Below are 23824 nucleotides of genomic sequence, written 5' to 3'. Positions count from 1 at the left end.
GTGAGTGCCCACACAGATTGTCTGATAAATTGTTAAAGAGCAGTGAGTTACTGGCTTCAGCCCGCTAACTCGAGGTGGCGTATATTACGCTTTCCTCTTTGAGAGTCAACCCTAATTTTCAGGTTTTTTCTCTATCGATAGCAATTCACTAAAAACTCGACTTACGGGGACGTTATAAAACAGCCCCCTAGCTAGCGCTGATGAGGGATTCACTGCAAAACGGCAGAGATTCCCCCTATTGATTCAAGCAACAGAGAGCCCCACTAAGCCCGGTTTTTAATCGCTTCAGGCAGATCTTTCAGGCTGTTTAGCACCCAATCTGCCACTTTTTCACCGTCCTCAGTGACCGGTTTCCCCGTTCGAACCAAAACTTTAGTCCCAACGCCAGCACTGGCGGCCGCCTGCATATCTTCAATTTTATCGCCAACCATATAAGAGGCAGCCAGGTCGATATTCAGTTCTTTTTGTGCCTGTAATAGCATCCCTGGTTGTGGTTTACGGCAGTCACATACCTGACGATATTCTTCTATTGCCGCTTCGGGATGATGTGGACAGAAATAGATGCCATCCAAGTCAACATCACGGTCAGCCAATGACCAATCCATCCACTCAGTCAGGCTCATAAACTGCTGTTCACTGAATTTGCCACGGGCAATACCCGATTGGTTGGTCACTAGCACTAGCGCGAAACCCATGTTTTTCAGTTCACGGCATGCGTCAATCACACCATCTATAAATTGGAAGTCATCTATTTCATGGACATAACCATGATCGATATTAATCGTGCCATCACGATCTAAAAAAATTGCTGGAACCCGCTGTGTCACCGGTATACTCCTGAAGCGCTAAGAACCGGCATAGTATCGCATGTTTTACTCAAAGCTGAGAACGACGAATGGGCGATGAAGAATAGAGTTAACGTTGACTTGGACGTCTAGACGCCTTAACATCTGTTTCATCCTTGGGTTAAGGCCCTGGTTTATTCTATTTAGCCACCAGCAACATTAGCCACGAGCAACAACGCTAAAAATAAGAAGAATATGATTAAACTTTCTAACATCAGCAAAGTGTTTCAACAGGGAGTGCGCACCATTACGGCACTGTCTGACGTTACTCTTCACGTCCCAGCCGGTCAGATTTATGGCGTTATTGGTGCATCAGGTGCGGGTAAAAGTACGCTGATCCGTTGTGCCAACATGCTTGAGCGGCCAACATCAGGTACTGTTCTGGTCAATGGACAGGATTTGACGGCGTTGTCTGAACATGAGTTGACACATGCACGTCGCCAAATTGGCATGATTTTCCAGCACTTTAACCTGCTCTCTTCCCGTACCGTCTTCGGTAATGTGGCGCTGCCATTGGAACTGGGCAGTATGTCGCGTGCAGAAATCAAAAAACGGGTCACAGAATTGCTGGAACTGGTTGGCCTGTCAGATAAACATGATGCCTACCCGGCCAATCTGTCTGGTGGTCAGAAACAGCGTGTCGCCATTGCGCGTGCCTTGGCAAGTAACCCTAAAGTTTTACTGTGCGATGAAGCCACCAGCGCGCTAGACCCCGCCACCACCCGGTCTATTCTGGAATTACTGAAAGATATCAACCGTCGTTTGGGGTTAACCATTCTGTTGATCACCCATGAAATGGACGTGGTGAAACGCATCTGCGATCAAGTCGCCGTAATCAGCCAAGGGCAACTAATTGAGAAAGACAGCGTCAGCGAAGTCTTCTCACATCCCAAGACTCCGTTGGCACAACAATTTATCCAAGCCACATTACATCTGGATATTCCGGATGATTATGCCAACCGTCTGGTCCAAGAGCGTGTCGATGGTCGTCACCCGCTGCTGCGACTGGAATTTACCGGTCGATCCGTCGATGCGCCCTTGCTGTCTGAAGCCGCTCGCCGCTTTAATGTGAATAACAACATTATCAGCGCACAGATGGATTACGCTGGCGGTGTGAAATTCGGTGTGATGCTGGCTGAACTCCATGGGACTGACGAAGATGCCCTGGCGGCAATTGAATTCCTAAAAGAAAATCAGGTAAAAGTAGAGGTTCTGGGTTATGTCTGAGGCAATGATGTGGTTAATGGCCCGTGGTGTGTGGGAAACCGTCACGATGACCTTTGTCTCTGGCTTTTTCGGTTTTGTGCTTGGCTTGCCAGTTGGCGTGCTACTGTATGTCACCCGTCCAGGGCAAATCATCGCCAATAATACGCTATATAAGATGTTGTCCGGGTTGGTGAACATATTCCGTTCTATCCCGTTCATTATCCTGTTGGTCTGGATGATCCCATTCACCCGAATGATCGTCGGTACCTCCATCGGTTTGCAGGCCGCTATCGTTCCGCTCACTGTCGGTGCAGCACCCTTTATTGCACGCATGGTCGAGAACGCCCTGTTGGAGATCCCTTCCGGCCTGGTTGAAGCGGCTCGTGCTATGGGGGCCACCCCGATGCAGATCATAACTAAAGTACTGCTGCCTGAGGCGCTCCCTGGTTTGGTGAATGCAGCTACTATCACCTTGATTACCCTGGTCGGTTATTCTGCCATGGGGGGAGCGGTAGGTGCTGGCGGTTTAGGTCAAATTGGTTATCAATATGGATATATTGGTTATAACGCTACCGTGATGAATACGGTATTAATATTACTGGTTGTCTTGGTCTATCTGATCCAGTTCTGTGGTGATCGCCTGGTTAAGGCCGTGACACACAAATAGCGTTACCCACAAGTTCACATCGACTTGATAGATTTCATCACACAGCCGAGCTGTATCTTGAATGATAGAAAGTAAAGCGTATTTGATATATGAACCTAATGAGGAAGAGATATGTCGTTAAAATTTAAATCCATTGCAGCAATCGGCGCACTGATCGGCACGTTGGCTCTTGTTGGCTGTGGTCAGGATGAAAAAGATCCAAACCATATCAAGGTGGGGGTTATTGTTGGTGCTGAACAGCAAGTGGCTGAAGTCGCACAGAAAGTCGCTAAAGAGAAGTATGGTTTGGATGTTGAACTGGTGACATTCAATGACTATGTTCTGCCCAATGAAGCCTTAAGCAAAGGGGATATTGATCTGAACGCATTCCAGCACAAACCTTATCTGGATCAGCAAATCAAAGATCGTGGCTATAAACTGGTTTCTGTTGGTAACACCTTCGTTTATCCCATCGCTGGCTATTCCAAGAAAATCAAAGCCGTGTCTGAGTTGAAAGACGGTTCACAAGTGGCATTACCGAATGACCCTACTAATCTGGGTCGTTCCTTGCTGTTGCTGCAAAAAGAAGGGCTGATCAAACTAAAAGATGGCGTTGGTTTACTGCCAACAGTATTGGATGTCACTGAAAATCCAAAAAACCTGAAGTTGGTTGAGCTGGAAGCCCCACAATTACCACGCTCACTGGATGATCAACAAATTGCCTTGGCTATCATCAACACCACCTATGCTAGCCAGATTGGGCTGACACCAGCCAAAGATGGCCTGTTTGTTGAAGATAAAGAGTCTCCTTATGTCAACATCATGGTTGCCCGTGAAGATAACAAGGATGCCGAGAAAGTGAAGAAATTCGCTCAGGCTTACCAGTCTGAAGAAGTTAATCAGGCTGCGAACAAAATCTTCAATGGCGGTGCAGTAAAAGGCTGGTAATCATTGATACCTGTTGCCATACAAACTGTAGCTAACTTGCTGCAGTTTGTAGCAACATGGGGATAAGATGACGGTCATATAGCAAATATGATAGCGTGAACAAAGACAAATCTTGTTATTTTTGCCAGACATTGCTTCAATAGCGCTACTTTTATAACCAGAAAGAGAAATTTCTATGCGTGTTTTCCCTCTTGGTTTGTTAGCACTTATGCTAACGGGATGTTCTACTTGGCACAGCTCTTCATCCCACAAACTGACTCCTCCGGCAAGTTCTGCATCAAGTAATACCACCTCCTCCGTTTCTGGATCTCGTGCCACCCCCGTTGTTTATAGCAGCGTAGACGAATTAGCGGGTAAACCTTTTCGTGAGTTAGGTACCGTCTCTGGCGAATCTTGCCAAGCCACAATTCAGGATACCCCACCCAATCTGGCTACCGCCCGCAAACGTATGCAAAGCCGCGCATCGAGCATGAATGCCAATGTCGTGCTATTGCATGACTGCCAAATTGTCACGGGTGTGGGTAACTGTTACCGACAAGCGATTTGCCAAGGCTCGGCACTTAATGTCTCATCCAAATGAGTGAGTTTGTTGTTAACCAAATCGGCATTATCCGCTCACCCTATAAAGAAAAGTTCGCGGTTCCCCGCCAACCAGGGTTAGTGGAAGATGGGAATGGGGAACTGCTGCTCTTACCGCCATACAATCAAGTAGAAGCGGTGCGCGGCCTCAGCGAATTCAGCCACCTATGGATAATTTTTGTTTTCCATCAAACGATGGCGGGGGGATGGCGGCCTACGGTACGTCCTCCTCGCCTGGGGGGAAATACTCGGATGGGAGTATTCGCCACCCGTTCAACCTTCCGCCCTAACCCTCTGGGCATGTCATTGATTGAACTCAAAGGCATAGAAACTCAAGGGGATCAGGTGATACTCAAGTTAGGTAGCCTGGACCTGGTTGATGGTACCCCGGTGGTGGACATCAAACCTTATTTACCCTTTGCCGACAGTAAGCCGCAGGCACAAGCAGGTTTTGCTCAATTACCACCCACGGCCGATATGACGGTTTATTTCTCTACACAGGCGGAACGACAGTTACAACAGCACCAGCCGCGTTACCCTCACTTACGCCGTTTTATTACTCAGGTTCTCGCGCAAGACCCGCGCCCAGCCTATCGCAAAGAATCAGCGAGCGAGCGTGAATATGCGGTATGGCTGCTGGAGTTCAATGTGCGTTGGCGGCTGGTGAATGGTCAAACAGAAGTGTTGTCATTGGATGTTCGCTAAAATTCCACCTTCTCTCTTTTGACAACCCGCTTGCGCTGGTAAACTAAACCACTTTTGAATATGTTGGCTGCCTCTAACAGCCCGATAAAACTCGCAGTTCTAACGGAACCAAACACCATGCGTACAAGCCAATATCTGCTCTCCACCCTGAAGGAGACCCCTGCCGATGCCGAAGTGATCAGCCACCAGTTGATGCTGCGCGCCGGAATGATCCGCAAGCTGGCCTCCGGTCTTTATACCTGGTTGCCTACTGGCTTGCGAGTGCTCAAGAAGGTTGAAAACATCGTTCGTGAAGAAATGAACAATGCTAATGCGATCGAAGTTTCCATGCCGGTCGTTCAACCCGCCGATCTGTGGCAGGAAAGTGGTCGCTGGGAGCAATATGGCCCGGAATTATTACGTTTTGTTGATCGCGGTGAGCGTCCGTTTGTGCTGGGCCCAACCCATGAGGAAGTGATCACCGATCTGATCCGTAATGAAGTCAGCTCCTACAAGCAACTGCCGCTGAATTTCTTCCAAATCCAAACCAAGTTCCGTGATGAAGTTCGCCCACGTTTTGGTGTGATGCGCGCACGTGAATTCCTGATGAAAGACGCTTACTCGTTCCATACCTCACAGGAATCGTTGCAAACAACCTACGACGCCATGTACCAAGCCTACAGCGCCATCTTTAATCGCATCGGTCTTGATTTCCGTGCCGTACTGGCTGATACCGGCTCGATTGGTGGCAGTGCATCACATGAGTTCCAAGTGCTGGCGGACAGTGGCGAAGATGATATTGTGTTCTCCACCCATTCTGATTATGCCGCCAATATCGAACTGGCTGAAGCAATAGCACCCGCTCATCCGCTGGCCGCAGCAAGCGAAGAACTGCGTATTGTTGACACGCCAAACGCCAAAACCATTGCTGACCTGGTTGAACAGTTCCAGTTTCCGATAGAAAAAACCGTGAAAACCTTAATGGTTCACGCTGATGAGCACAGTGGCCATAAGCTCGTTGCACTCTTGGTGCGTGGTGATCATCAGCTCAATGAAATCAAGGCAGAAAAACTACCTCAAGTCGCCAAGCCGTTGACTTTTGCTACCGAAGAAGAGATCCGCGCTATTGTAGGCGCTGGCCCCGGTTCTCTTGGCCCAGTTAACCTGCCCATCCCGCTGGTTATTGATCGCAGTGTTGCAGTAATGAGTGATTTCTCTGCGGGTGCCAATATTGATGGTAAACACTACTTTGGCATTAACTGGCTGCGTGACCTGCCGCTACCAGCCACTGCCGATATCCGTAATGTGGTGGAAGGTGATGCCAGCCCTGATGGGAAAGGCACACTGCTCATCAAACGCGGTATTGAAGTTGGGCATATCTTCCAACTGGGGACCAAATACTCGGAAGCAATGAAAGCAACGGTACAAGGTGAAGATGGCCGTAATCAGGTCTTGACGATGGGATGCTACGGTATTGGTGTTAGCCGAGTGGTGGCCGCCGCTATCGAGCAAAACTACGATGAGCGTGGCATTATTTGGCCGGATGCCATTGCCCCTTTCCAGGTCGCTATTCTACCGATGAATATGCACAAATCCTTCCGTGTGCAAGCGCTGGCGGAAGAGCTGTACGACACGCTACGTTCGAAAGGCATTGACGTTATTCTTGATGATCGTAAAGAGCGTCCTGGGGTTATGTTCGCCGATATGGAGTTGATCGGTGTTCCTCACTCTATTGTCATTGGTGATCGTAACCTCGATAGTGAAGAGATCGAGTACAAAAACCGCCGCATTGGTGAGAAACAGATGATTAAAACCAGTGAAATCATTGATTTTCTATTGGCACAAATCAAACGCTGATATCAGTAATCAGTATCTAGAGCACCCGTAATACAGGGTGCTCTACTCAGGAAGCAGGCCAGCAAAGGACTCAATAATGACATTGTCGTGCAAATCCCCCCTCTACCTGATTGCTCTGCTACCGATGTTACTCACTGGCTGTACTATGGATATTGCCTTGTCAGAAAAAGAGCAATCAAAGTCTGCCCAGCCCGTAGATGTGCGATTTCAATCGATCAGTTCCATTCAGGGCAACACCTACCATGAAATCCATCAGGCTGATCTGCAAGAAGGGGATTTGCTGTTTTCCTCCTCCATTGGCCTGACATCACTCGGGATCCGCCTGTTCAGTGCTTCCTCGGTCAGCCATGTCGCTATCTATATTGGTCATGGGCAGGTCGCTGAGTCGGTAGGTGCCGGTGTGCAGATTATCACGCTGGAAGAGATGCGCGCGCATAGTGACAAGTTGTTCGCTTTACGTATGCCAGGATTAACCGCAGAACAAGCCATTAAAATCCGTGAATTTGCTCAACAAAAGTTAGGCAGTCAATATAACTATCGAGGGATAGTCGAGATGATGCCCTTTATGGTGACAAAACGACTTTGTTCATTAAATCCGTTCTCGCAGGATTTTCGCCAACAATGCGTAAAAGGCATGGCCGAGGCGCAACTCGCGACCCCCTCCAATGGTGAATCCCGCTATTTCTGTTCAGAGTTTGTCCTTGCTGCTTTCGAGTATGCCGGGCAACCCATTACGTTAGCTAAAGCGGGCTGGGTGAGCCCAGGGGATTTACTGCATATGCGACAAGGCGATATTGCCACCTTAGCACCCAGTCAGTCGCTGCATTATATCGGTCACATCAAACCAGGGATTTATTTACGCTCAAAAGTGCCAGACAATGATCACTCTTCAGCAATGGAATCCCCTTCACAGTTAGCGAATCAGACCAAAGTACCCTGACTTGCGATCATAAAAAGCGATCCTGAAAATTTCAGGTTGATATCCCTACCCCCTAAGAACACCGAGTTTTTCTTACGGTGCACGGGATAAAACGCTCAAGATTCAATCAGCTTAAATGCGATCAATGAGCACAACTCTTGCTATTGTCAAACGTAAATTTACCGTTCGGTTCAGGGACCAGCGACTTTATCGTCCGCCCCTCTTCCATGGAAGGCTGCACACTGAAATGACCATTCAACATGAGAAATACCGGTTCGCCCGGTGCCTTACGAGCCTGTAGATAGCCTTTTTCTAACGCGATGTTATTAACCACCGGGAAGGTTTTACCGGTCACACAATCTTTAAATACCGCGGCATCTGCCAGATAGGTATAGAGCCCCGTCAGTGGCATTGAGGTCTGTGGTAAGGGCTTGCTTACCGGTGACAGCACATAATTCAGCTGGGATACAATCGGAGCACCACTTCGGTCAAGCATTCTCAACACTTTACCTTCCGGGTGAAAATAGCGTTTTTCACCATTGCTCTCGGTTAATGTCAGCTTATCTGCAGTACGTGCCCAAGTACCATGGCTGGTAAACGTTTGATCACCGCCTTTAGCACCACGATAAGTTTGCTGTAGAACAAAGGTTCCATCTTCATCAAGAAATAGCGAGGTATCTATGCCACTGCAATCCGCACAAGGCAATAAGCCTTGATAACTTTGTTGCATCGGCTGCAGTGCTTGTTCTTTAGCCGGGTACTGATTATTACACCCCATCAACGAAAGGGCCCCTGCCGCTAAGAACAGAGCAATCGTTATTGTCTTCACCGTGACTCTCCTGCTGTAATTTATTTTTACCCTGAGTATAACCTACGGATGAACCTTGCTACGTAGCGCTTTAACCGCGCCCTTACGCACTTTAGTTTCCAGACGACGCAACTTTGCCCCTTTGCTGGGTTTGGTTGCGTGGCGAGTCTTTTCAACCACCATCGCCTGCTGAATCAACGCCATCAACCGGGCCAGCGCCGCCTCACGATTTAACTCCTGACTGCGATACTCCTGAGCTTTAATAATCACCACCCCCTCGGTAGTGATTAAATGATGACTAAACGCCAGTAACCGCTGTTTATAATAGTCTGGCAGGCTAGATGCTCGGATGTCAAAACGCAAGTGAATCGCGGTTGAGGCTTTATTAACATGTTGACCACCCGCCCCTTGGGCACGGATCGCCGTTAACTCTATTTCATTATCCGGGATCATCCGGCTTTTTGACAGTGCTAACACCTATTAATCCTGCGCTTGCTGCCACTGGGCAAATTGAATTTCCAAACTATTCTGAGCATCAGAAAGCCAAATCGTCCCTTCCTGCAAAGTCGCCTGTAGCGTCATATTACGGTTGGCTAATGCCGCCAACTGTGACAATTGCTTATCATCAAGAAAACGAATGGTCAGATTCTTGTGGTTCGCCACCTTACCCTGCATCCCTTGCCACCAAACGTATCCTGCACGTTCACCATAAGCATAGAGCACCACCCTAGGCGACTGGTTACAGGCTTTTTTAATCCGCTTCTCATCCGGCAAACCCAACTCAATCCACATTTCTAGCCCATTATGGTCGTTCCGTTGCCAAATCTCTGGTTCGTCCTCTGCACTCAACCCCTTGGTAAAGACCAGACGTTCATCCGCATGACAAATCCAGGCCAGTAAGCGGAGCATCATACGTTGTTCCGTTTCTGAAGGATGCTGAGCCAACGTGAGCGTAGTATCGTGGTAAAAATGGCGATCCATATCAGCGATATTGACCGTAGCTTTGTAAATGGTTGCTTTCAGCGCCATGGGTAACCTCATTATTAATCGCTGACAGTGTACTTGATCCAGGCGGTTAGCAGCCAGTACAGCGATAAAGATGGGTGTTAGAAAGCCGTTACCAAGACTTAATAACTCAACAACAGCTGTGCTATAGTCGTCTAGATAGGATATAACTCCGAGTATCTCTCTCTATTCCCTGCGGTATGCCGGTAATAGACAGATCTTGAAGGAGGATATTGTGCAACAATATTGTGAGTTAGTACGCCGTTTTTATGCTCAGATCGGCAGTGGGGATCTGGGTTACGTGCCTGATGCGTTAGCCTGCGTTTTAAAGGCATTGGACGAAGTGGCAGCAAATAGCGAGCTATCGTCCTCCATTAGAGAACAGGCGGCTTTTGCCGCCGCTAACTTATTGGTGAGCGACTATGTTGATAAATGATGAATACCACCCCATCAATTGTGATGACTACGACAACTTAGAACTCGCCTGTCAGCATAAGTATATTCTGAAATTGGCGTTACGCGACGGGGAAATCATCGAAGCGAAAGCCCTCGACCTGTTGCAAAAGAAGCGCGTGGAGTATCTCACCATCGAGCAAAATGGGAGTCAACGGGATATACGTCTGGACCATATCGGCAGTTTTAGCCATCCAGATATAGGTACCATTGTCGTCAGTCTTTCCGATTGACCAGGCCGGTAATTTAATCACTACAGGGCAGCCGTTAGGCTGCCCTTCTCATTTTCAGCCAATAGCGGTTACTCTTGCTGCCAGCGAAAGCGATAAGCCAGCTCCCCGGCAGGCACTTGCCCCTCTTCGGTAATAAACAGGCCAATAGCGGCAATCAACTGCTCATCATAATAGAGTAACGGAGTACGTTGACGCAGCCAGGGGGGGACACCCAACTCCTGCCACAATTTTTTTATAGGTCTTGATCCACTACGGCCGATGATACGTACCCGCCCTGTAGCGGCGAAACGAACACTGACCTGTTCATGTTGCTGCGGTGCTCGCACTCGGCATTCACCCTCACCAACCCACAAGGTACCCAACCCATCAGGCAATACCAAGGCAGCATCGGCATCACATTGCCAAGGTAACTGTTTTTCACTCAAATCACGCATCCGCGGCAGTAGATACAAGCGCTGACGGAAACGACGAATCTGGTAGTCACCTAATTGTAATTGCGGTTCTGCATCAGCCTGGCTCAAAGCCACCTCATGCCAAAGTTTATGCAAACCATCGCGCGCAGGGAGAGATACACCAAACAAGGCGATCCAACGGCGTAACAACGCATAACGCTTGGCATCTGAACACGTTTGTAACCCGGTGATAGCCAGTGAATTCTGTTGATCCAGCAACAAGGCCAACTGCTCTGCTAGCAGCTCATCGAGCAGTTGCTCTTGCTCTGCACATAAGCTGGCACTGCGTGCCGTTGCTGCGGCAAAATGTGGCCAACGTTGATTCAATAAGGGCAGGACATTCAGGCGCAAAAAATTACGATCAAAACGGCAGTCCTGGTTGCTGTCATCCTCGATCCAACTAAGTTGATACTGCTGTGCGTAAAGCTCCAATTGCTGGCGTGAGAACGGCAACAATGGCCGCAGCAAGAAATTATTTCCCAGATGCGTTCTTGCCGCCATAGCAGAAAGCCCCGCCGGACCGCTACCCCGTTTTAAAGCCAACAAAAAGGTTTCACATTGGTCATCAAGATGTTGTGCCGTCAGCAGAGCTTCACCTACCAACAGGGTGGCACTAAAAGCCTGGTATCGCGCCGCTCTGGCCGCAGCCTCAATCCCCCCGGCTCGACCATCCACCGTTACCTGCTGAACCACCAGCGGAATCTGCCAAGACTCACACTGTTGTTGGCAATGCGCCACCCAGCTATCGGCAAAGTGACTCAACCCATGGTGAACATGCACCGCACGCAACACTAAATCCGGCTGCTGTTGGCGCAATTGAACCAACAAATGCAGCAATACCGTGGAGTCTAACCCCCCACTAAACGCCACCAAGAGTTGGCGCTCACTCCCCAGAAAATCTCTGATTTGCCTAACAAGCGGATTCGTATTCATCGATTGCGCAGAGTTTGCACCCTATCATCATTGTATTTATTACAGTTAACAGTGTTTATTACAGTTCACCGTGTTTATTACAGTTCACAGCCTGAATAAACTAAAGCTCATATAATTCCAGCGGTAACCCATCTGGATCATTGAAAAAAGTAAAGCGGGACTGGGTATAGGGATCAATACGTACCGCTTCACAGGTGACACCTGCCGCCTGTAAATGGGCTATTGCCGCATCAATATCTGCCACACTGAACGCCAAGTGGCGCAGGCCGCAGGCCTCTGGATGACTAGGCCGTGCAGCCGGTGATGGGAACGAAAACAGCTCAATCGTATATTGACCATTCAGTGCCAGATCCGCTTTCCACGAATCTCGCTCCTGACGATAGACCTCTGCTAACAGGGTAAACCCTAAAATGTCGCAGTAAAAATGTTTACTGACCGGGTAATCAGACGCTATCACCGCGATATGGTGAACTTGCTGCAAAGCCAACATAAATAAACTCCACTATTTTGCCATCCACTATGTTGCCATCCACCTGAAAAATGCCTTCAGGACCAAAAGATAAGCGATGACGCCATCAAACCACGGTTGTTTTCAAAACATTCACTAGATAACGACCATCTTCAGTCAATTTGGCTCCGTGAATATCGGTTTCAAACCCGGGATAATGTTCACCAATTGAACACAGCATCAGCAGAAAATCGAGCACGCCGCGACTCTCTTCGGTGATCATCTCGCCAGGCATCACCAAAGGCACGCCAGGTGGATAGGGCAAGATCATATTGGCGGAAACCCTGCCGATCAAGTGGTAAATCTCGCAGGTTTCCACATTACCACTCACCTGCTGCTGGAACATCTGGTAAGGGGTCAGTTTCATCTCTGGTAACACATCAAATGCGCACAACATCAAGTGAGGTAAATTATGCTTGCAGATTAATTTATGGATCCCGGCCGCCAGATCCTGAATGCGCATATTACGGTAAAAATCAGGATCCTCTGCATAGAGATCCGGCAGCATGTTCTTTATTAATAAATTGAGATCATAGCCACGTTTGAAATCGGTCAGACTACGCAGCAGGCTCATAGCCTTGGTTTTATCGATGCCAATACTGAACAAAAACAGCAAATTGTAAGGTCCGGTTTTTTCAACCACAATCCCGCGTTGATCAAGATACTTGGCCACCAGGGCGGCAGGGATACCTGAATCTTCCAACTCCCCCAGTTCATTCATGCCAGGCGTCAAGATGGTGACCTTGATGGGGTCCAGATACATATGATTAGCATCGGTATGGCCGAAACCATGCCAGTTATCATCAGGATCCAGTGGCCAGCACTCTGCCTCATCGATTTTTTCTGGCTGCCAGATATCAAAAAACCAGCTATCACTCTCATCTCGCAAGCGTTGTATTTCACGACGAAAATGCAATGCTCGCTCTACTGAACGATTAATGATCCGGCGCCCAGGGTTACCACGCAGCATCGCTGCGGCGGTCTCCATCGAAGCGACAATGCCATAATGCGGAGAAGTGGTGGTATGCATCATATAGGCTTCATTAAAGGTACCCTCGTCGTAGTCACCCTTAATGTGGATCATTGAAGCCTGTGAAAAAGCCGCCAACAGTTTATGTGTCGATTGTGTTTCATAAATCACCTTACCTGGAATACGCTCGCCACTCATGCCACTTTTGCCAGCGTAAATCGGGTGAAAATTGGTGTAAGGTACCCATGCTGAATCAAAGTGTATCGATGCTACATCCAACGTCTGTTTGATGTAATCCGTGTTGTACAACAGACCATCATAGGTCGAATTAGTGATCACCGCATGCACTGGCCAACTGGCATTGGTGGTTTCTGCCACCCGTTTGGCAATGCTATCGTGGGTAAACTCTCGCTGAGGGATGCCACCTAAAATGCCATACGCATTACGCAATGGACGCAGGTAAATGGGCACGATGTCGCACATCATCAACAAATGACATAAGGATTTATGGCAATTGCGATCAATCAGCACGGTACGCCCCGCCGGAATGGCATACATCCCGACAATCTTGTTGGCAGTAGAGGTGCCATTGGTGACCAGATAGCTCTGTTCTGCATTGAAAGTACGGGCAATATACTCTTCTGCTTCCAAATGCGGCCCACTGTGATCAAGTAATGAACCCAGTTCCGTTACCGAAACTGAAATATCGGCCTTTAAGGTGTTGGCACCAAAAAAATCATAAAACAGGCTGCCTACCGGACTTTTCTGAAATGCCGTCCCCCCCATATGGCCCGGGGTACAGAAAGTATATTTCCCCTCTTTCACATAGGTAAACAACGCCTTAGTTAGTGGCGGTGTGATGGTATCAATATATTCATCGGTATACTGCCGAATGCGTTGGGCGATATCATCGGCCGTACTCAGGCCATACTCAAAGAAATAGAGCACCATGCGCATTTCGTGCAGGGTGACATCAAACGTCGAATGCGTGTTGATAAAGGCATACAGTGGCAAATACTCATTGAGATCGTTGATTTCGCTGCATAATTCAAGGCTGTAATCATCCCAATCGAAAATCACACCACAAATGCGCGCATTGTCCTCAATCAACTTCAACAAGTCGCCACTATTTTTGGGATAGACCAGTTGGAATCCCATTGCAGCCAGGGCAGTGTGCAGCTCCCGGATGGGCTCATCTTTGTAATAAACGCCCATCGGGCTCATGATTGCAATGATATTCATCGAATCTATCCTGTTAATTAGCCACCACTGGCTTATGTCCCAAGTTCATTCGAGTTACAGTTAGGCGGCAAGGGCGTAAATCCGTAGGAGCATAGGTAAACTATGTGACTAGGGTGAACGCACGTAACCAACACCACTGCCGCTTGAATGGCAACGGGTAGACACAAACGACAAGGGTGCTGAGGGCTACCAGGGGAAACCTGCTAACACCGCCAACACCCTTGTTAACCTGCTACTAAATATTAGCAGTAACCGTAATTCATCAACCGCTGATAACGACGATTGAGCAATTCTTCGTTACTCAGATTATCCAATTCCGCCAGGTCCGCCAGCAACTGTGCCTTCAGCGCAGCCGCCATGGCGGGAACATCACGATGTGCAGAACCCAGTGGCTCAGGGATCACCGAATCGATCAGCTTTAACTCTTTCAAACGTGGAGCCGTAATACCCATGGCTTCCGCGGCAATCGGCGCTTTATCGGCACTTTTCCACAGAATGGAAGCGCAACCCTCTGGCGAAATCACCGAATAAGTGCTGTATTGCAGCATATTGACTTTATCACCCACGCCAATCGCCAGCGCACCACCGGATCCTCCTTCACCAATGACCGTACAGATCACCGGAATATTCAGGCGGGACATTTCACGCAGATTACGCGCGATAGCTTCCGATTGACCACGCTCTTCCGCCCCCACGCCTGGATAAGCACCAGGAGTATCAATGAAAGTAATCAGTGGCATTTTGAAACGGGAAGCCATTTCCATCAGGCGTAACGCCTTACGGTAACCTTCCGGTGCCGGCATACCAAAGTTACGACGAATTTTCTCTTTGGTTTCACGCCCTTTCTGATGACCAATGATCATCACCGGGCGGCCATCGAGCCGCGCAATCCCCCCCACAATGGCTTTGTCATCGGCATAGGCACGATCACCTGCCAACTCTTCAAAATCAGTGAAGATATACTTGATATAATCCAGCGTATAAGGACGCAGTGGGTGACGGGCGAGTTGGGCAATCTGCCAAGCCCCAAGATCAGAAAAAATCTTGCGTGTCAGCTCAACGCTCTTTTCGCGTAATCGCTCAACCTCTTCATCTAGATTAATATCTAACTTTTCGTCTTGACGGCTGACTGAGGTCAGCGAGTCAATTTTCGCTTCCAACTCTGCAATCGGCTGTTCAAAATTAAGAAAATTCAGACTCATAGTGTTCCTATTTTAGTCAAATTCCAGTTCAACCTGCTCATTACCTACCAAGGTCCGCAAATCAATCAACAAGCGGTCAGTGGGTGTCACGCGCCAGGTTGCACCAAAGCGTAGTCTGGCTCGTGCATCTTCCCGTTGATAGTAGAGATGCACTGGAATCGTCCCCGAGCGATGAGGTTCCAAAGACTGACGGAGACGGTTCAAAAGCTGTTCATCAATTTGCCTGTCCGTTAGCGAGATAGCAAGCCCACGGGCATATTTTTCACGGGCGTCACTGATGTCCATGAGTTCACGGGCTGTCATTTTAAGCCCACCATTAAAGTCATCAAAGCTGACCTGTCCATTCGCAATCAGGATACGGTCTTTTTCCAATAAATGCTGGTATTTTTCCAATGCATCGGTAAATAACATCACATCCAAGCGGCCAGAACGGTCATCCAGTGTACAGATGCCAATGCGATTACCCCGTTTGGTCATCATCACTTTACAAGCAATTACCAACCCGACTGCCGTCGTCATTTTACCCCGATCGGTCGGGTGCATATCTTTCAGCCGCTGCCCGCCCGCATAACGCTCAATCTCTTTCAAATATTGGGTAATCGGATGGCCAGTAAGGTAGAGCCCCAAGGTTTCCCGTTCACCATCGAGCACCACCTGTTCCTGCCAGCGCGGGACATTCGCGTAAGATTGCTCAACCTGCTCTGGCGCTTCTGCCAATACGCCAAACATATCCGCCTGACCTATGGCTTCCGCTTTAGCATGTTGATCGGCTGCTTTCAGTGCATCATTCAGCGAATTCATCAGTGCAGCACGGTGTGGCCCCAGGCGATCAAACGCCCCGGACATAATCAGTTTTTCCAGTATCCGACGGTTGAGTTTTTTGGTATCAGTACGGGCGCACAGGTCAAACAGGTCCTTGAAATAGCCCTGCTCCCCACTATTACGGGCTTCGATAATGGCCTCTATTGGCCCTTCCCCCACACCTTTAATCGCGCCAATGCCGTAAACAATCTCACCTTCGCCATTAACATGGAAATGATACTGCCCACTATTGATGTCCGGCGGCAGAATTTTTAACCCCATGCGCCAGCACTCATCCACCAGCCCGACGACCTTATCGGTATTATCCATATCAGCGGTCATCACCGCCGCCATAAACTCCGCGGGATAGTGAGCTTTCAACCACAGCGTCTGGTATGACACCAGTGCATAGGCTGCTGAGTGAGATTTGTTGAAGCCGTAACCGGCAAATTTCTCTACCAGGTCAAAAATCTTCATCGACAGTTCGCCGTCGATGCCCATGCTTTTCGCACCGTCCTCAAACACTGAACGCTGCTTCGCCATCTCTTCCGGCTTTTTCTTACCCATGGCACGGCGCAACATATCTGCACCGCCCAACGTATACCCCGCCAGAACCTGGGCAATCTGCATGACCTGTTCCTGATACAGGATAATGCCATAGGTGGGTTCTAGCACCGGTTTCAACGACTCATGCTGCCATTGGATATCAGGATAGGAGATCTCTTCTCGGCCATGTTTACGGTCGATAAAGTTATCCACCATACCTGACTGCAATGGCCCAGGCCGGAACAGCGCCACCAGCGCGATCATATCTTCAAAACAGTCAGGCTTGAGGCGTTTGATCAAGTCTTTCATGCCACGGGATTCAAGCTGGAACACCGCCGTGGTTTCCGAACGCTGCAGCATGTCAAAACTTTTCTTGTCATCCAGTGGGATAGCAGAAATATCTATTGGCTCCAGCCCACTTCTAGCGCGACGGGCATTGATCATCTCCAACGCCCAATCGATGATGGTCAGGGTACGCAGCCCCAAGAAGTCGAATTTTACCAGCCCGGCATATTCCACATCGTTCTTGTCAAACTGGGTAACTGGATGCTGGCCTTCCGCATCGCAATATAGCGGGGCAAAGTCAGTAATTTTGGTGGGTGCGATCACCACCCCCCCGGCGTGTTTCCCGGCGTTGCGCGTCACCCCTTCCAGTTTGCGCGCCATATCGATCAACGCTTTGACTTCTTCGTCGGCCTCATAAATTTCTGGGAGTTGCGGTTCTGCGGCAAACGCCTTCTCTAGCGTCATGCCGGGGTCAGGGGGGACCAACTTGGAAATACGGTCCACAAAACCGTAAGGGTGCCCCAACACACGCCCCACATCGCGAATTACCGCTTTCGCCGCCATGGTACCAAAGGTAATAATCTGTGATACCGCTTCACGGCCATACATATCAGCGACGTGCTCGATCACCTGATCACGCTTTTCCATACAGAAATCAACGTCGAAATCGGGCATTGAAACACGTTCAGGGTTCAAAAAACGTTCGAACAGCAGGTCAAACGCCAGAGGATCAATGTCGGTGATTTTGAGCGCATAAGCCACGAGCGAGCCTGCACCAGAACCGCGCCCAGGGCCAACAGGCACGTTATTATCTTTCGACCATTGAATGAACTCCATAACGATCAGGAAGTAGCCCGGGAACCCCATCTGGTTGATGACTTCCAGCTCCACATCCAGGCGTTCATCATACTCAACACGCTGTTGGCTGCGAACTTCAGGGTCTGGGAACAGGAACTCAAGACGCTCCTCCAACCCGGCTTTAGACTTCACCACCAGGAAGTCTTCAGTGGTCATATCCCCGGTAGGAAACTGTGGCAGGAAATACTCACCCAAGCGGATGGTCACATTACAGCGTTTAGCAATCTCGACACTGTTGAGTAGGGCTTCTGGAATGTCAGCAAACAGCTCACACATTTCATCTTCACTACGCAGATACTGCTGTGGGCTGTAGTTTCGTGGTCGTTTGGGGTCATCTAAGGTAAAACCATCATGGATCGCCACCCGGATCTCATGGGCGTCAAAGTCATCTTCTACAAGAAAACAGACCTCATTGGTGGCTACCACCGGCAACCCTCGTTCAGTGGCCAGTGCTACAGCGGCATGCAGATAGTTTTCTTCATCTGCACGCGCCGTGCGGATCAGTTCAAGATAATAACTGTCTGGAAAATAACATTGGTAAAACTCGAGGCATTGGTCAACCAGAGCCTGGTTGCCCCGTAACAAAAATTTGCCAACATCCCCCATGCGCCCACCGGAAAGCAGGATTAAACCCGCCCGATGTTCAATTAACCAATCACGATCAATGATCGGCCCCATCGCACCATAACCGCGCTGATAGGCTTTGGAGATCAATAAGGTGAGATTCTGATAACCTTCATTGTTGGCGGCAAGGACGGTAAGCTGTGCCAGCTCATCACCCAACATGTCACTTTGTACCAGGAAATCCGCCCCGATTATCGGCTTGACCCCAGCACCATGTGCTCCACCATAAAATTTCACCAACCCACATAAGTTAGTGAAATCGGTGATCGCCAGGGCTGGCATGCCTTGCGCAGCTGCTCTTTTCACCAACGGACCAATCTTGGCTAGCCCATCCACCATGGAGTAATCACTGTGGACACGAAGATGAATAAAACGAGGTTCGGCCATATCGAGATACCAACGTAGGTAGGTTCAGCAAACTGAACCAAGGTTAACTCAGATTGTTCAGCCTAACGAGGCCAAGAGATAAATTACTGCTCCAGTACTCTTCTGACTGGTGCAAAACTGCGGCGATGGTGTTCTGTAGCCCCGAATGTCGCCAGCTTCTCCAGATGGTACGCCGTCGGGTAGCCTTTATGTTGGGCAAAGCCATATTCCGGAAAAGCCAAGTCGAGCTCGGCCATTTCTCGATCACGCGTCACCTTTGCCAGGATTGATGCTGCACTGATTTCCGCGACTCGACTGTCCCCTTTCACCACCGCCAATGAACGCATCGGTAATGTGGGGCAACGGTTTCCGTCAATCAACACCATATCAGGTTCAATATGCAAGCCGGCCACTGCACGCTGCATCGCCAACATAGTGGCATGCAGGATATTCAGTTGATCGATTTCACTGGCTTCAGCACGCCCCAAACTCCAGGAATACGCTTTGTCCATGATTTCGTCATACAATGCCAGACGGCGCTTTTCACTGAGTTTTTTTGAATCCGCCAGGCCGACAATCGGTTTGGCCGGATCAAGAATCACTGCGGCAGTCACTACCGCCCCCACCAGAGGCCCCCGTCCAACTTCATCTACCCCGGCAAACAGCCGGGCTGCAGGATAAACAAAGGGTTCTAGCATGATGTTGCCAACTCCAACACGGCCTGGGCAGCCTGTTCGTCAGCGCCACAGCGAATACTCTGATGAAGAGCCAGAAATGTCTGCTTCAACTGCTGGGTTTGCGAACTCTCTTCCAACAAGGGTAGCAATGCGCTTGCCAGCTTATCCGGCACACAATCGTGCTGTAACAGTTCGGTGACGATCTCTCGCCCAGCCAACAAGTTTGGCAACGAAACATAGGGCGTTTTCACCAGGCGCTGGGCTAACCAAAAGGTAGAAGGCTTCATCCGATAACCCACCACCATAGGGCATTTCGCCAGCATGCACTCCAAAGCCGCAGTACCTGAAGCCAACAACGCCGCATCACTGGCAACCATGGCCTCACGCCCTTTGCCATCCAGCAGGCGAATATTGAGCTCCGGTGCTATCTGAGCCTTGATAGCTTCGAACTGTTGACGCCGTTTAGCATTAACTAACGGCACAATCACCACCAGCTCCGGATAATGGTGGCGTAGCAACTGTGCAGTCTTGATAAAGTCGCCACTCAACATTTCCACTTCGGCACCACGGCTGCCAGGCAGCAGAGCCAAACAGCGAGCATTGGGGGCGATACCCAACGCTAAACGTGCAGCTTGCTTATCTGGCTGCAGCGGCATGGCATCAGCCATGGTATGGCCGATAAAACGACAAGGGACGTTGAAACGGTCGTAAAACGCTTTTTCAAAAGGAAGAAATGCCAGCACCAAATTGGTTGCTTTAGCAATTTTGAAAATGCGTTTTTGTCGCCAGGCCCAGACTGATGGGCTGACATAGTGAATAGTACGGATGCCCTGTTTTTTCAGGCGACCTTCCAGAGTAATATTGAAATCCGGCGCATCAATACCTACAAACACATCGGGCTGCAACTCACTAAACCGACGAGTCAAATCCTGGCGAATCTTCAGTAAACGAGGCAAACGCCCAAGGACTTCTACCACCCCCATAACCGCCAGCTCTTCCATTTCATACCAGGCTTCACACCCTGCCGCCTGCATCAATGGCCCTGCAACACCAACAAAACGGGCCTCAGGATGATGAGCCTTCAATGCATGGATTAAACCAGCCCCCAAGATATCACCGGAGGTTTCTCCGGCGACCAATCCAATAGTCAGTGGACGATTTTGCATAGCTCAGCGAATAATCCCGCGGGTTGAGCGGGCGAAGAAATCAAGGAACGACTGCACCACCGGTTGCTCTTTCGCCAATTCGTCAATCTCTGCTTTGGCTTCATCCAACGTTTTCTCGCTACGATAGAGGATTTTGTAGGCATTACGGATCGCCTGCACTTGATCCTTATCAAAGCCGCGACGTTTCAGGCCAACGGTATTCACACCAAACGGCGTTGCATGGTTACCTTGCGCAATAACGAAAGGCGGCACATCTTGCGCCACACCGGAGCACCCCCCCACCATCACATGAGCACCAATAACACAGAACTGATGGACTGCACTCATGCCACCAATGATGGCATAGTCGTCTATTTCCACATGGCCGGCCAGCGTCGCATTATTTGCCAATATGCAGGAGTTACCCACCACGCAATCATGGGCAATATGGACATTGACCATCAGCAGATTATCGTTTCCCACCTTGGTCAGGCCCGACGCCTGCACCGTACCGCGGTGGATGGTGACACTTTCACGGATACGGTTACGGTCACCCACCTCAACACGTGTCGGCTCACCGGCATATTTTAGATCCTGGTTCACTTCACCAATGGAAGCGAACTGATAAATCTGGTTATCGCGACCAATTTTGGTAATACCGTTCACCACCACATGGGATTTCAGGAGGGTACCTGCGCCGATTTCCACCTGAGGACCAACGTAACAGAAAGGGCCAATATGCGCCCCCGCACCGATGATGGCTCCCTTTTCAACAATTGCTGCAGGATGGATAAAGGCGGTTTTATCAATCACAGATTATGCCTCCCGGCTGCGGGCACACATCATGGTTGCTTCGCAGACAATTTTTCCATCAACGGTTGCCACGCCTTTAAAGCGCGTCAGACCGCGACGAGTTTTTTCGAAAGTGACTTCCATAACCATCTGGTCACCAGGCACCACTGGGCGTTTGAAACGCGCTTCGTCAATCCCGGCAAAATAGTACAATTCACCCGGTTCCAGTTTGCCTACACTCTTAAATGCCAGAATACCGGTAGCCTGTGCCATTGCTTCTAAAATCAACACACCCGGGAAAATCGGTTTACCTGGGAAATGGCCCTGGAAAAACGGCTCATTGACCGATACGTTCTTCACTGCCCGCAGATATTTATGTTCTTCGAACTCTAGTACACGATCAACCAGCAAAAACGGATAACGATGAGGAAGAAGTTCCAAAATTTCTGCTATATCTAGAGTATGAGTGTCTGTAGTCAAAATACTCTTCCTGTCTTTAAAAACTTAAAGTATCAACAACACGGCCTGCTTTATGCCAAAAGAAGGGCATCCGGCAGGCCGCAAATTAACATCACTTTGCACTGTTGGCGTTAAAGCCAATGCGTTTATTTTATACCCAGTATCTCAGTGGGTAACAGTGATTAATCTTTCCCGACTTTTCGTTCAATAGCTTTTAAACGCTTGCTAATATCGTCGATATTCATCACCAACGCAGCTGTTTTACGCCAAACTTTGTTAGGCTGTAGCGGAATACCCGAGGAGTATACCCCAGGTTCAGTGATTGGTCTCATAACCATTCCCATTCCGGTGACAACAACCTGATCAGCAATCTCCATGTGACCATTAATCACACTGGCACCACCAATTTGACAATTGCGGCCAATTTTCAGACTACCTGCCATAATAACACCGCCAGCAACAGCAGTGTTCTCGCCAATCACTACGTTATGCGCAATCTGGCACTGGTTATCAATGATAACACCATTGCCAATCAGAGTATCATCCAGCGCACCACGATCAATAGTGGTACAGGCACCAATTTCAACGCGGTCACCAATAATCACTCTCCCCAACTGAGGGATCTTGATCCAATTGCCTCGCTCATTGGCATAGCCGAAACCATCAGCACCAATCACTGTTCCTGATTGAATCAGGCAATGCTGACCAATTTCAATCTCATGGTAAATCGTTACATTCGCCCATAGACGCGTACCAGCACCAATACGAGTATATTTACCAATAAAACAACCCGCACCAATCACCACGTTATCACCGAGTATGACACCAGATTCGATAACGGCGTTAGCACCAACGGATACATTCAAGCCGAGCTGCGCTTCAGGCGAGATCACTGCACTCGGCGCAATATCGGTTGCCGGTGTAGGTGTAGTATCCATCAGTTGTGCCAAATGGGCATAAGTCAAATAAGGATTTTTAACCACTAGCGCCGCACTGCGACAATGTGGTAAATCTGCAGCGGTCAAAACAACGGCACTCGCCTGACATGCGGCCAATTGCTGTTGATAACGGCTGTTTGACAAAAACGTGATTTGCCCAGCCTGTGCAGAATGCATAGAAGCAATGCCGGTGATGACGAGATCGCCATCACCGTGCATTTGTGCATTCAACTGCTGCGCTAAATCAGCCAGTCGAATTGAAAACATGTTATTATTTAACCTGTTTTTGTACTTCAGCGGTAATATCTTGTGAAGCACCCGCATAAGCAATTGCGTTAGTGTCGATCACAACGTCATAACCTTGTTTGGTGGCAACAGCTTTCACCGCATCCTGAATACGGGTCAGGAGTTTGTTACGCTCTTCCATCTGACGGCGACGATTGTCCTGTTCGAAAGCTTGCGCTTTCTGAGAGAACTGATCACGCTGCGCCATGACTTCTTTCTCCATTTTGCTGCGGTCAGCAGCCTTCATGGTAGAAGCGTCACGTTGCAACTTCTGCATTTTAGTCTGCAGATCACGTTCCATGTTCTGGAGTTCAGTTGCACGGTTTTTGAATTCACTTTCCAACTGCTTAGCCACGGCTTCACGGGCAGGCATTTGCTGGAAAATGTTGGAAACGTTAACGACAGCGATTTTATCTGCTGCTTGAACGCCCGCTGAAGCAGCCATTGCTAAACCGAGGCCTGCGGCACATAACCACTTTTTCACTATAAACTCCTTACCATCACTCGTTTGTGTCATTTGACACTATTGAAATACACAATTTGCCAGACTTGTCACAG

General features: G+C 49.1%; 24 protein-coding genes. 9 read left to right on the top strand and 15 right to left on the bottom strand.

From position 1 onward, the window contains the following. Window positions 1-263: 263 nt before the first annotated feature. Complete coding sequence (gmhB, locus tag AC2A06_RS13180) at window positions 264-827, bottom strand: D-glycero-beta-D-manno-heptose 1,7-bisphosphate 7-phosphatase (protein ID WP_484380586.1); 564 nt, start codon at window positions 825-827, stop codon at window positions 264-266. 213 nt (window positions 828-1040) lie between these two features. Between gmhB and metN the strand changes: the two genes are divergently transcribed. The 7 genes from metN (at window position 1041) to AC2A06_RS13145 (ending at window position 7705) form a co-directional block, all read left to right on the top strand. Further along, window positions 1041-2072 (top strand): methionine ABC transporter ATP-binding protein MetN, encoded by a 1032-nt coding sequence (metN, locus tag AC2A06_RS13175; protein WP_023492799.1) that lies wholly within the window; start codon window positions 1041-1043, stop codon window positions 2070-2072. Next, on the top strand, window positions 2065-2718 hold the full coding sequence (locus AC2A06_RS13170) for a methionine ABC transporter permease MetI (RefSeq protein WP_473197098.1): 654 nt from the start codon (window positions 2065-2067) through the stop codon (window positions 2716-2718). The genes metN and AC2A06_RS13170 overlap by 8 nt, the downstream gene beginning before the upstream one ends. A 111-nt stretch (window positions 2719-2829) precedes the next feature. Then, window positions 2830-3645 carry a MetQ/NlpA family lipoprotein gene (locus tag AC2A06_RS13165; protein WP_473197097.1) on the top strand — a complete coding sequence of 272 codons (816 nt, stop codon included), beginning with the start codon at window positions 2830-2832 and terminating at the stop codon, window positions 3643-3645. 175 nt (window positions 3646-3820) lie between these two features. Next, a complete protein-coding gene (rcsF, locus tag AC2A06_RS13160) occupies window positions 3821-4225 on the top strand; it encodes an Rcs stress response system protein RcsF (protein ID WP_484380585.1) in 405 nt (134 codons plus the stop codon). Further along, window positions 4222-4929 (top strand): tRNA (N6-threonylcarbamoyladenosine(37)-N6)-methyltransferase TrmO, encoded by a 708-nt coding sequence (gene tsaA / locus AC2A06_RS13155; RefSeq protein ID WP_484380584.1) that lies wholly within the window; start codon window positions 4222-4224, stop codon window positions 4927-4929. The genes rcsF and tsaA overlap by 4 nt, the downstream gene beginning before the upstream one ends. 117 nt (window positions 4930-5046) lie before the next feature. Further along, window positions 5047-6765 carry a proline--tRNA ligase gene (proS, locus tag AC2A06_RS13150; RefSeq protein ID WP_484380583.1) on the top strand — a complete coding sequence of 573 codons (1719 nt, stop codon included), beginning with the start codon at window positions 5047-5049 and terminating at the stop codon, window positions 6763-6765. A gap of 76 nt (window positions 6766-6841) precedes the next feature. After that, entirely contained in the window at window positions 6842-7705 is an 864-nt protein-coding gene (locus AC2A06_RS13145; RefSeq protein ID WP_484380582.1) for a YaeF family permuted papain-like enzyme, read from the top strand. Between the two features lie 121 nt (window positions 7706-7826). On the opposite strand, the gene nlpE is transcribed toward AC2A06_RS13145, so the two are convergent. The 3 genes from nlpE to AC2A06_RS13130 are packed head-to-tail and all read right to left on the bottom strand — an operon-like array spanning window position 7827 to window position 9521. Continuing rightward, window positions 7827-8513, bottom strand: a complete 687-nt coding sequence (nlpE, locus tag AC2A06_RS13140; protein WP_473197092.1) for an envelope stress response activation lipoprotein NlpE — start codon at window positions 8511-8513, stop codon at window positions 7827-7829. A 42-nt stretch (window positions 8514-8555) separates the two neighbouring features. Beyond that, window positions 8556-8969, bottom strand: a complete 414-nt coding sequence (gene arfB / locus AC2A06_RS13135; protein ID WP_023491424.1) for an alternative ribosome rescue aminoacyl-tRNA hydrolase ArfB — start codon at window positions 8967-8969, stop codon at window positions 8556-8558. A gap of 3 nt (window positions 8970-8972) precedes the next feature. Further along, window positions 8973-9521 (bottom strand): YaeQ family protein, encoded by a 549-nt coding sequence (locus AC2A06_RS13130; RefSeq protein WP_023491423.1) that lies wholly within the window; start codon window positions 9519-9521, stop codon window positions 8973-8975. Between the two features lie 211 nt (window positions 9522-9732). Here AC2A06_RS13130 and AC2A06_RS13125 point away from each other — a divergent pair, with 211 nt between their 5' ends. Next, window positions 9733-9933: a YaeP family protein gene (locus tag AC2A06_RS13125; protein ID WP_037384060.1), complete on the top strand. Its 201-nt coding sequence runs from the start codon at window positions 9733-9735 to the stop codon at window positions 9931-9933. Continuing rightward, window positions 9920-10183, top strand: coding sequence for a Rho-binding antiterminator (gene rof, locus AC2A06_RS13120; RefSeq protein WP_023489823.1), 264 nt, complete (start codon window positions 9920-9922; stop codon window positions 10181-10183). The genes AC2A06_RS13125 and rof overlap by 14 nt, the downstream gene beginning before the upstream one ends. Before the next feature lie 68 nt (window positions 10184-10251). Here rof and tilS read toward each other — a convergent pair whose 3' ends face one another. From tilS to skp, 11 genes are all read right to left on the bottom strand, one after another. Continuing rightward, the gene (tilS, locus tag AC2A06_RS13115; RefSeq protein ID WP_484380581.1) at window positions 10252-11568 is read right to left on the bottom strand and encodes a tRNA lysidine(34) synthetase TilS; all 1317 of its coding nucleotides are present in this window, start codon (window positions 11566-11568) and stop codon (window positions 10252-10254) included. 100 nt (window positions 11569-11668) lie between these two features. Then, complete coding sequence (locus AC2A06_RS13110) at window positions 11669-12058, bottom strand: VOC family protein (RefSeq protein WP_484380580.1); 390 nt, start codon at window positions 12056-12058, stop codon at window positions 11669-11671. An 85-nt stretch (window positions 12059-12143) separates the two neighbouring features. Next, window positions 12144-14288: a lysine decarboxylase LdcC gene (locus AC2A06_RS13105; RefSeq protein ID WP_484380579.1), complete on the bottom strand. Its 2145-nt coding sequence runs from the start codon at window positions 14286-14288 to the stop codon at window positions 12144-12146. Window positions 14289-14530: 242 nt separating this feature from the next. Next, window positions 14531-15490, bottom strand: coding sequence for an acetyl-CoA carboxylase carboxyl transferase subunit alpha (gene accA / locus AC2A06_RS13100; RefSeq protein WP_484380578.1), 960 nt, complete (start codon window positions 15488-15490; stop codon window positions 14531-14533). Between the two features lie 12 nt (window positions 15491-15502). Then, a complete protein-coding gene (gene dnaE / locus AC2A06_RS13095; protein WP_484380577.1) occupies window positions 15503-18991 on the bottom strand; it encodes a DNA polymerase III subunit alpha in 3489 nt (1162 codons plus the stop codon). Window positions 18992-19074: 83 nt separating this feature from the next. Continuing rightward, a complete protein-coding gene (gene rnhB, locus AC2A06_RS13090; RefSeq protein WP_484380576.1) occupies window positions 19075-19668 on the bottom strand; it encodes a ribonuclease HII in 594 nt (197 codons plus the stop codon). Beyond that, window positions 19662-20813 carry a lipid-A-disaccharide synthase gene (gene lpxB / locus AC2A06_RS13085; RefSeq protein WP_484380575.1) on the bottom strand — a complete coding sequence of 384 codons (1152 nt, stop codon included), beginning with the start codon at window positions 20811-20813 and terminating at the stop codon, window positions 19662-19664. Before lpxB ends, rnhB begins: the two co-directional genes overlap by 7 nt. 3 nt (window positions 20814-20816) lie before the next feature. Next, window positions 20817-21605 (bottom strand): acyl-ACP--UDP-N-acetylglucosamine O-acyltransferase, encoded by a 789-nt coding sequence (lpxA, locus tag AC2A06_RS13080; protein ID WP_473197085.1) that lies wholly within the window; start codon window positions 21603-21605, stop codon window positions 20817-20819. A gap of 3 nt (window positions 21606-21608) precedes the next feature. Then, the gene (gene fabZ / locus AC2A06_RS13075; protein WP_473197084.1) at window positions 21609-22064 is read right to left on the bottom strand and encodes a 3-hydroxyacyl-ACP dehydratase FabZ; all 456 of its coding nucleotides are present in this window, start codon (window positions 22062-22064) and stop codon (window positions 21609-21611) included. Between the two features lie 161 nt (window positions 22065-22225). After that, window positions 22226-23248 carry a UDP-3-O-(3-hydroxymyristoyl)glucosamine N-acyltransferase gene (gene lpxD, locus AC2A06_RS13070; RefSeq protein WP_484380574.1) on the bottom strand — a complete coding sequence of 341 codons (1023 nt, stop codon included), beginning with the start codon at window positions 23246-23248 and terminating at the stop codon, window positions 22226-22228. A 4-nt stretch (window positions 23249-23252) separates the two neighbouring features. Continuing rightward, window positions 23253-23750, bottom strand: coding sequence for a molecular chaperone Skp (gene skp / locus AC2A06_RS13065; RefSeq protein ID WP_023490023.1), 498 nt, complete (start codon window positions 23748-23750; stop codon window positions 23253-23255). Window positions 23751-23824 lie beyond the last annotated feature (74 nt).

Source organism: Serratia sp. HNCC26DJ244 (assembly GCF_057180565.1).
The sequence above is the reverse complement of the archived record's forward strand: the minus strand, read 5'-3'. Positions and strand labels throughout refer to the sequence as shown.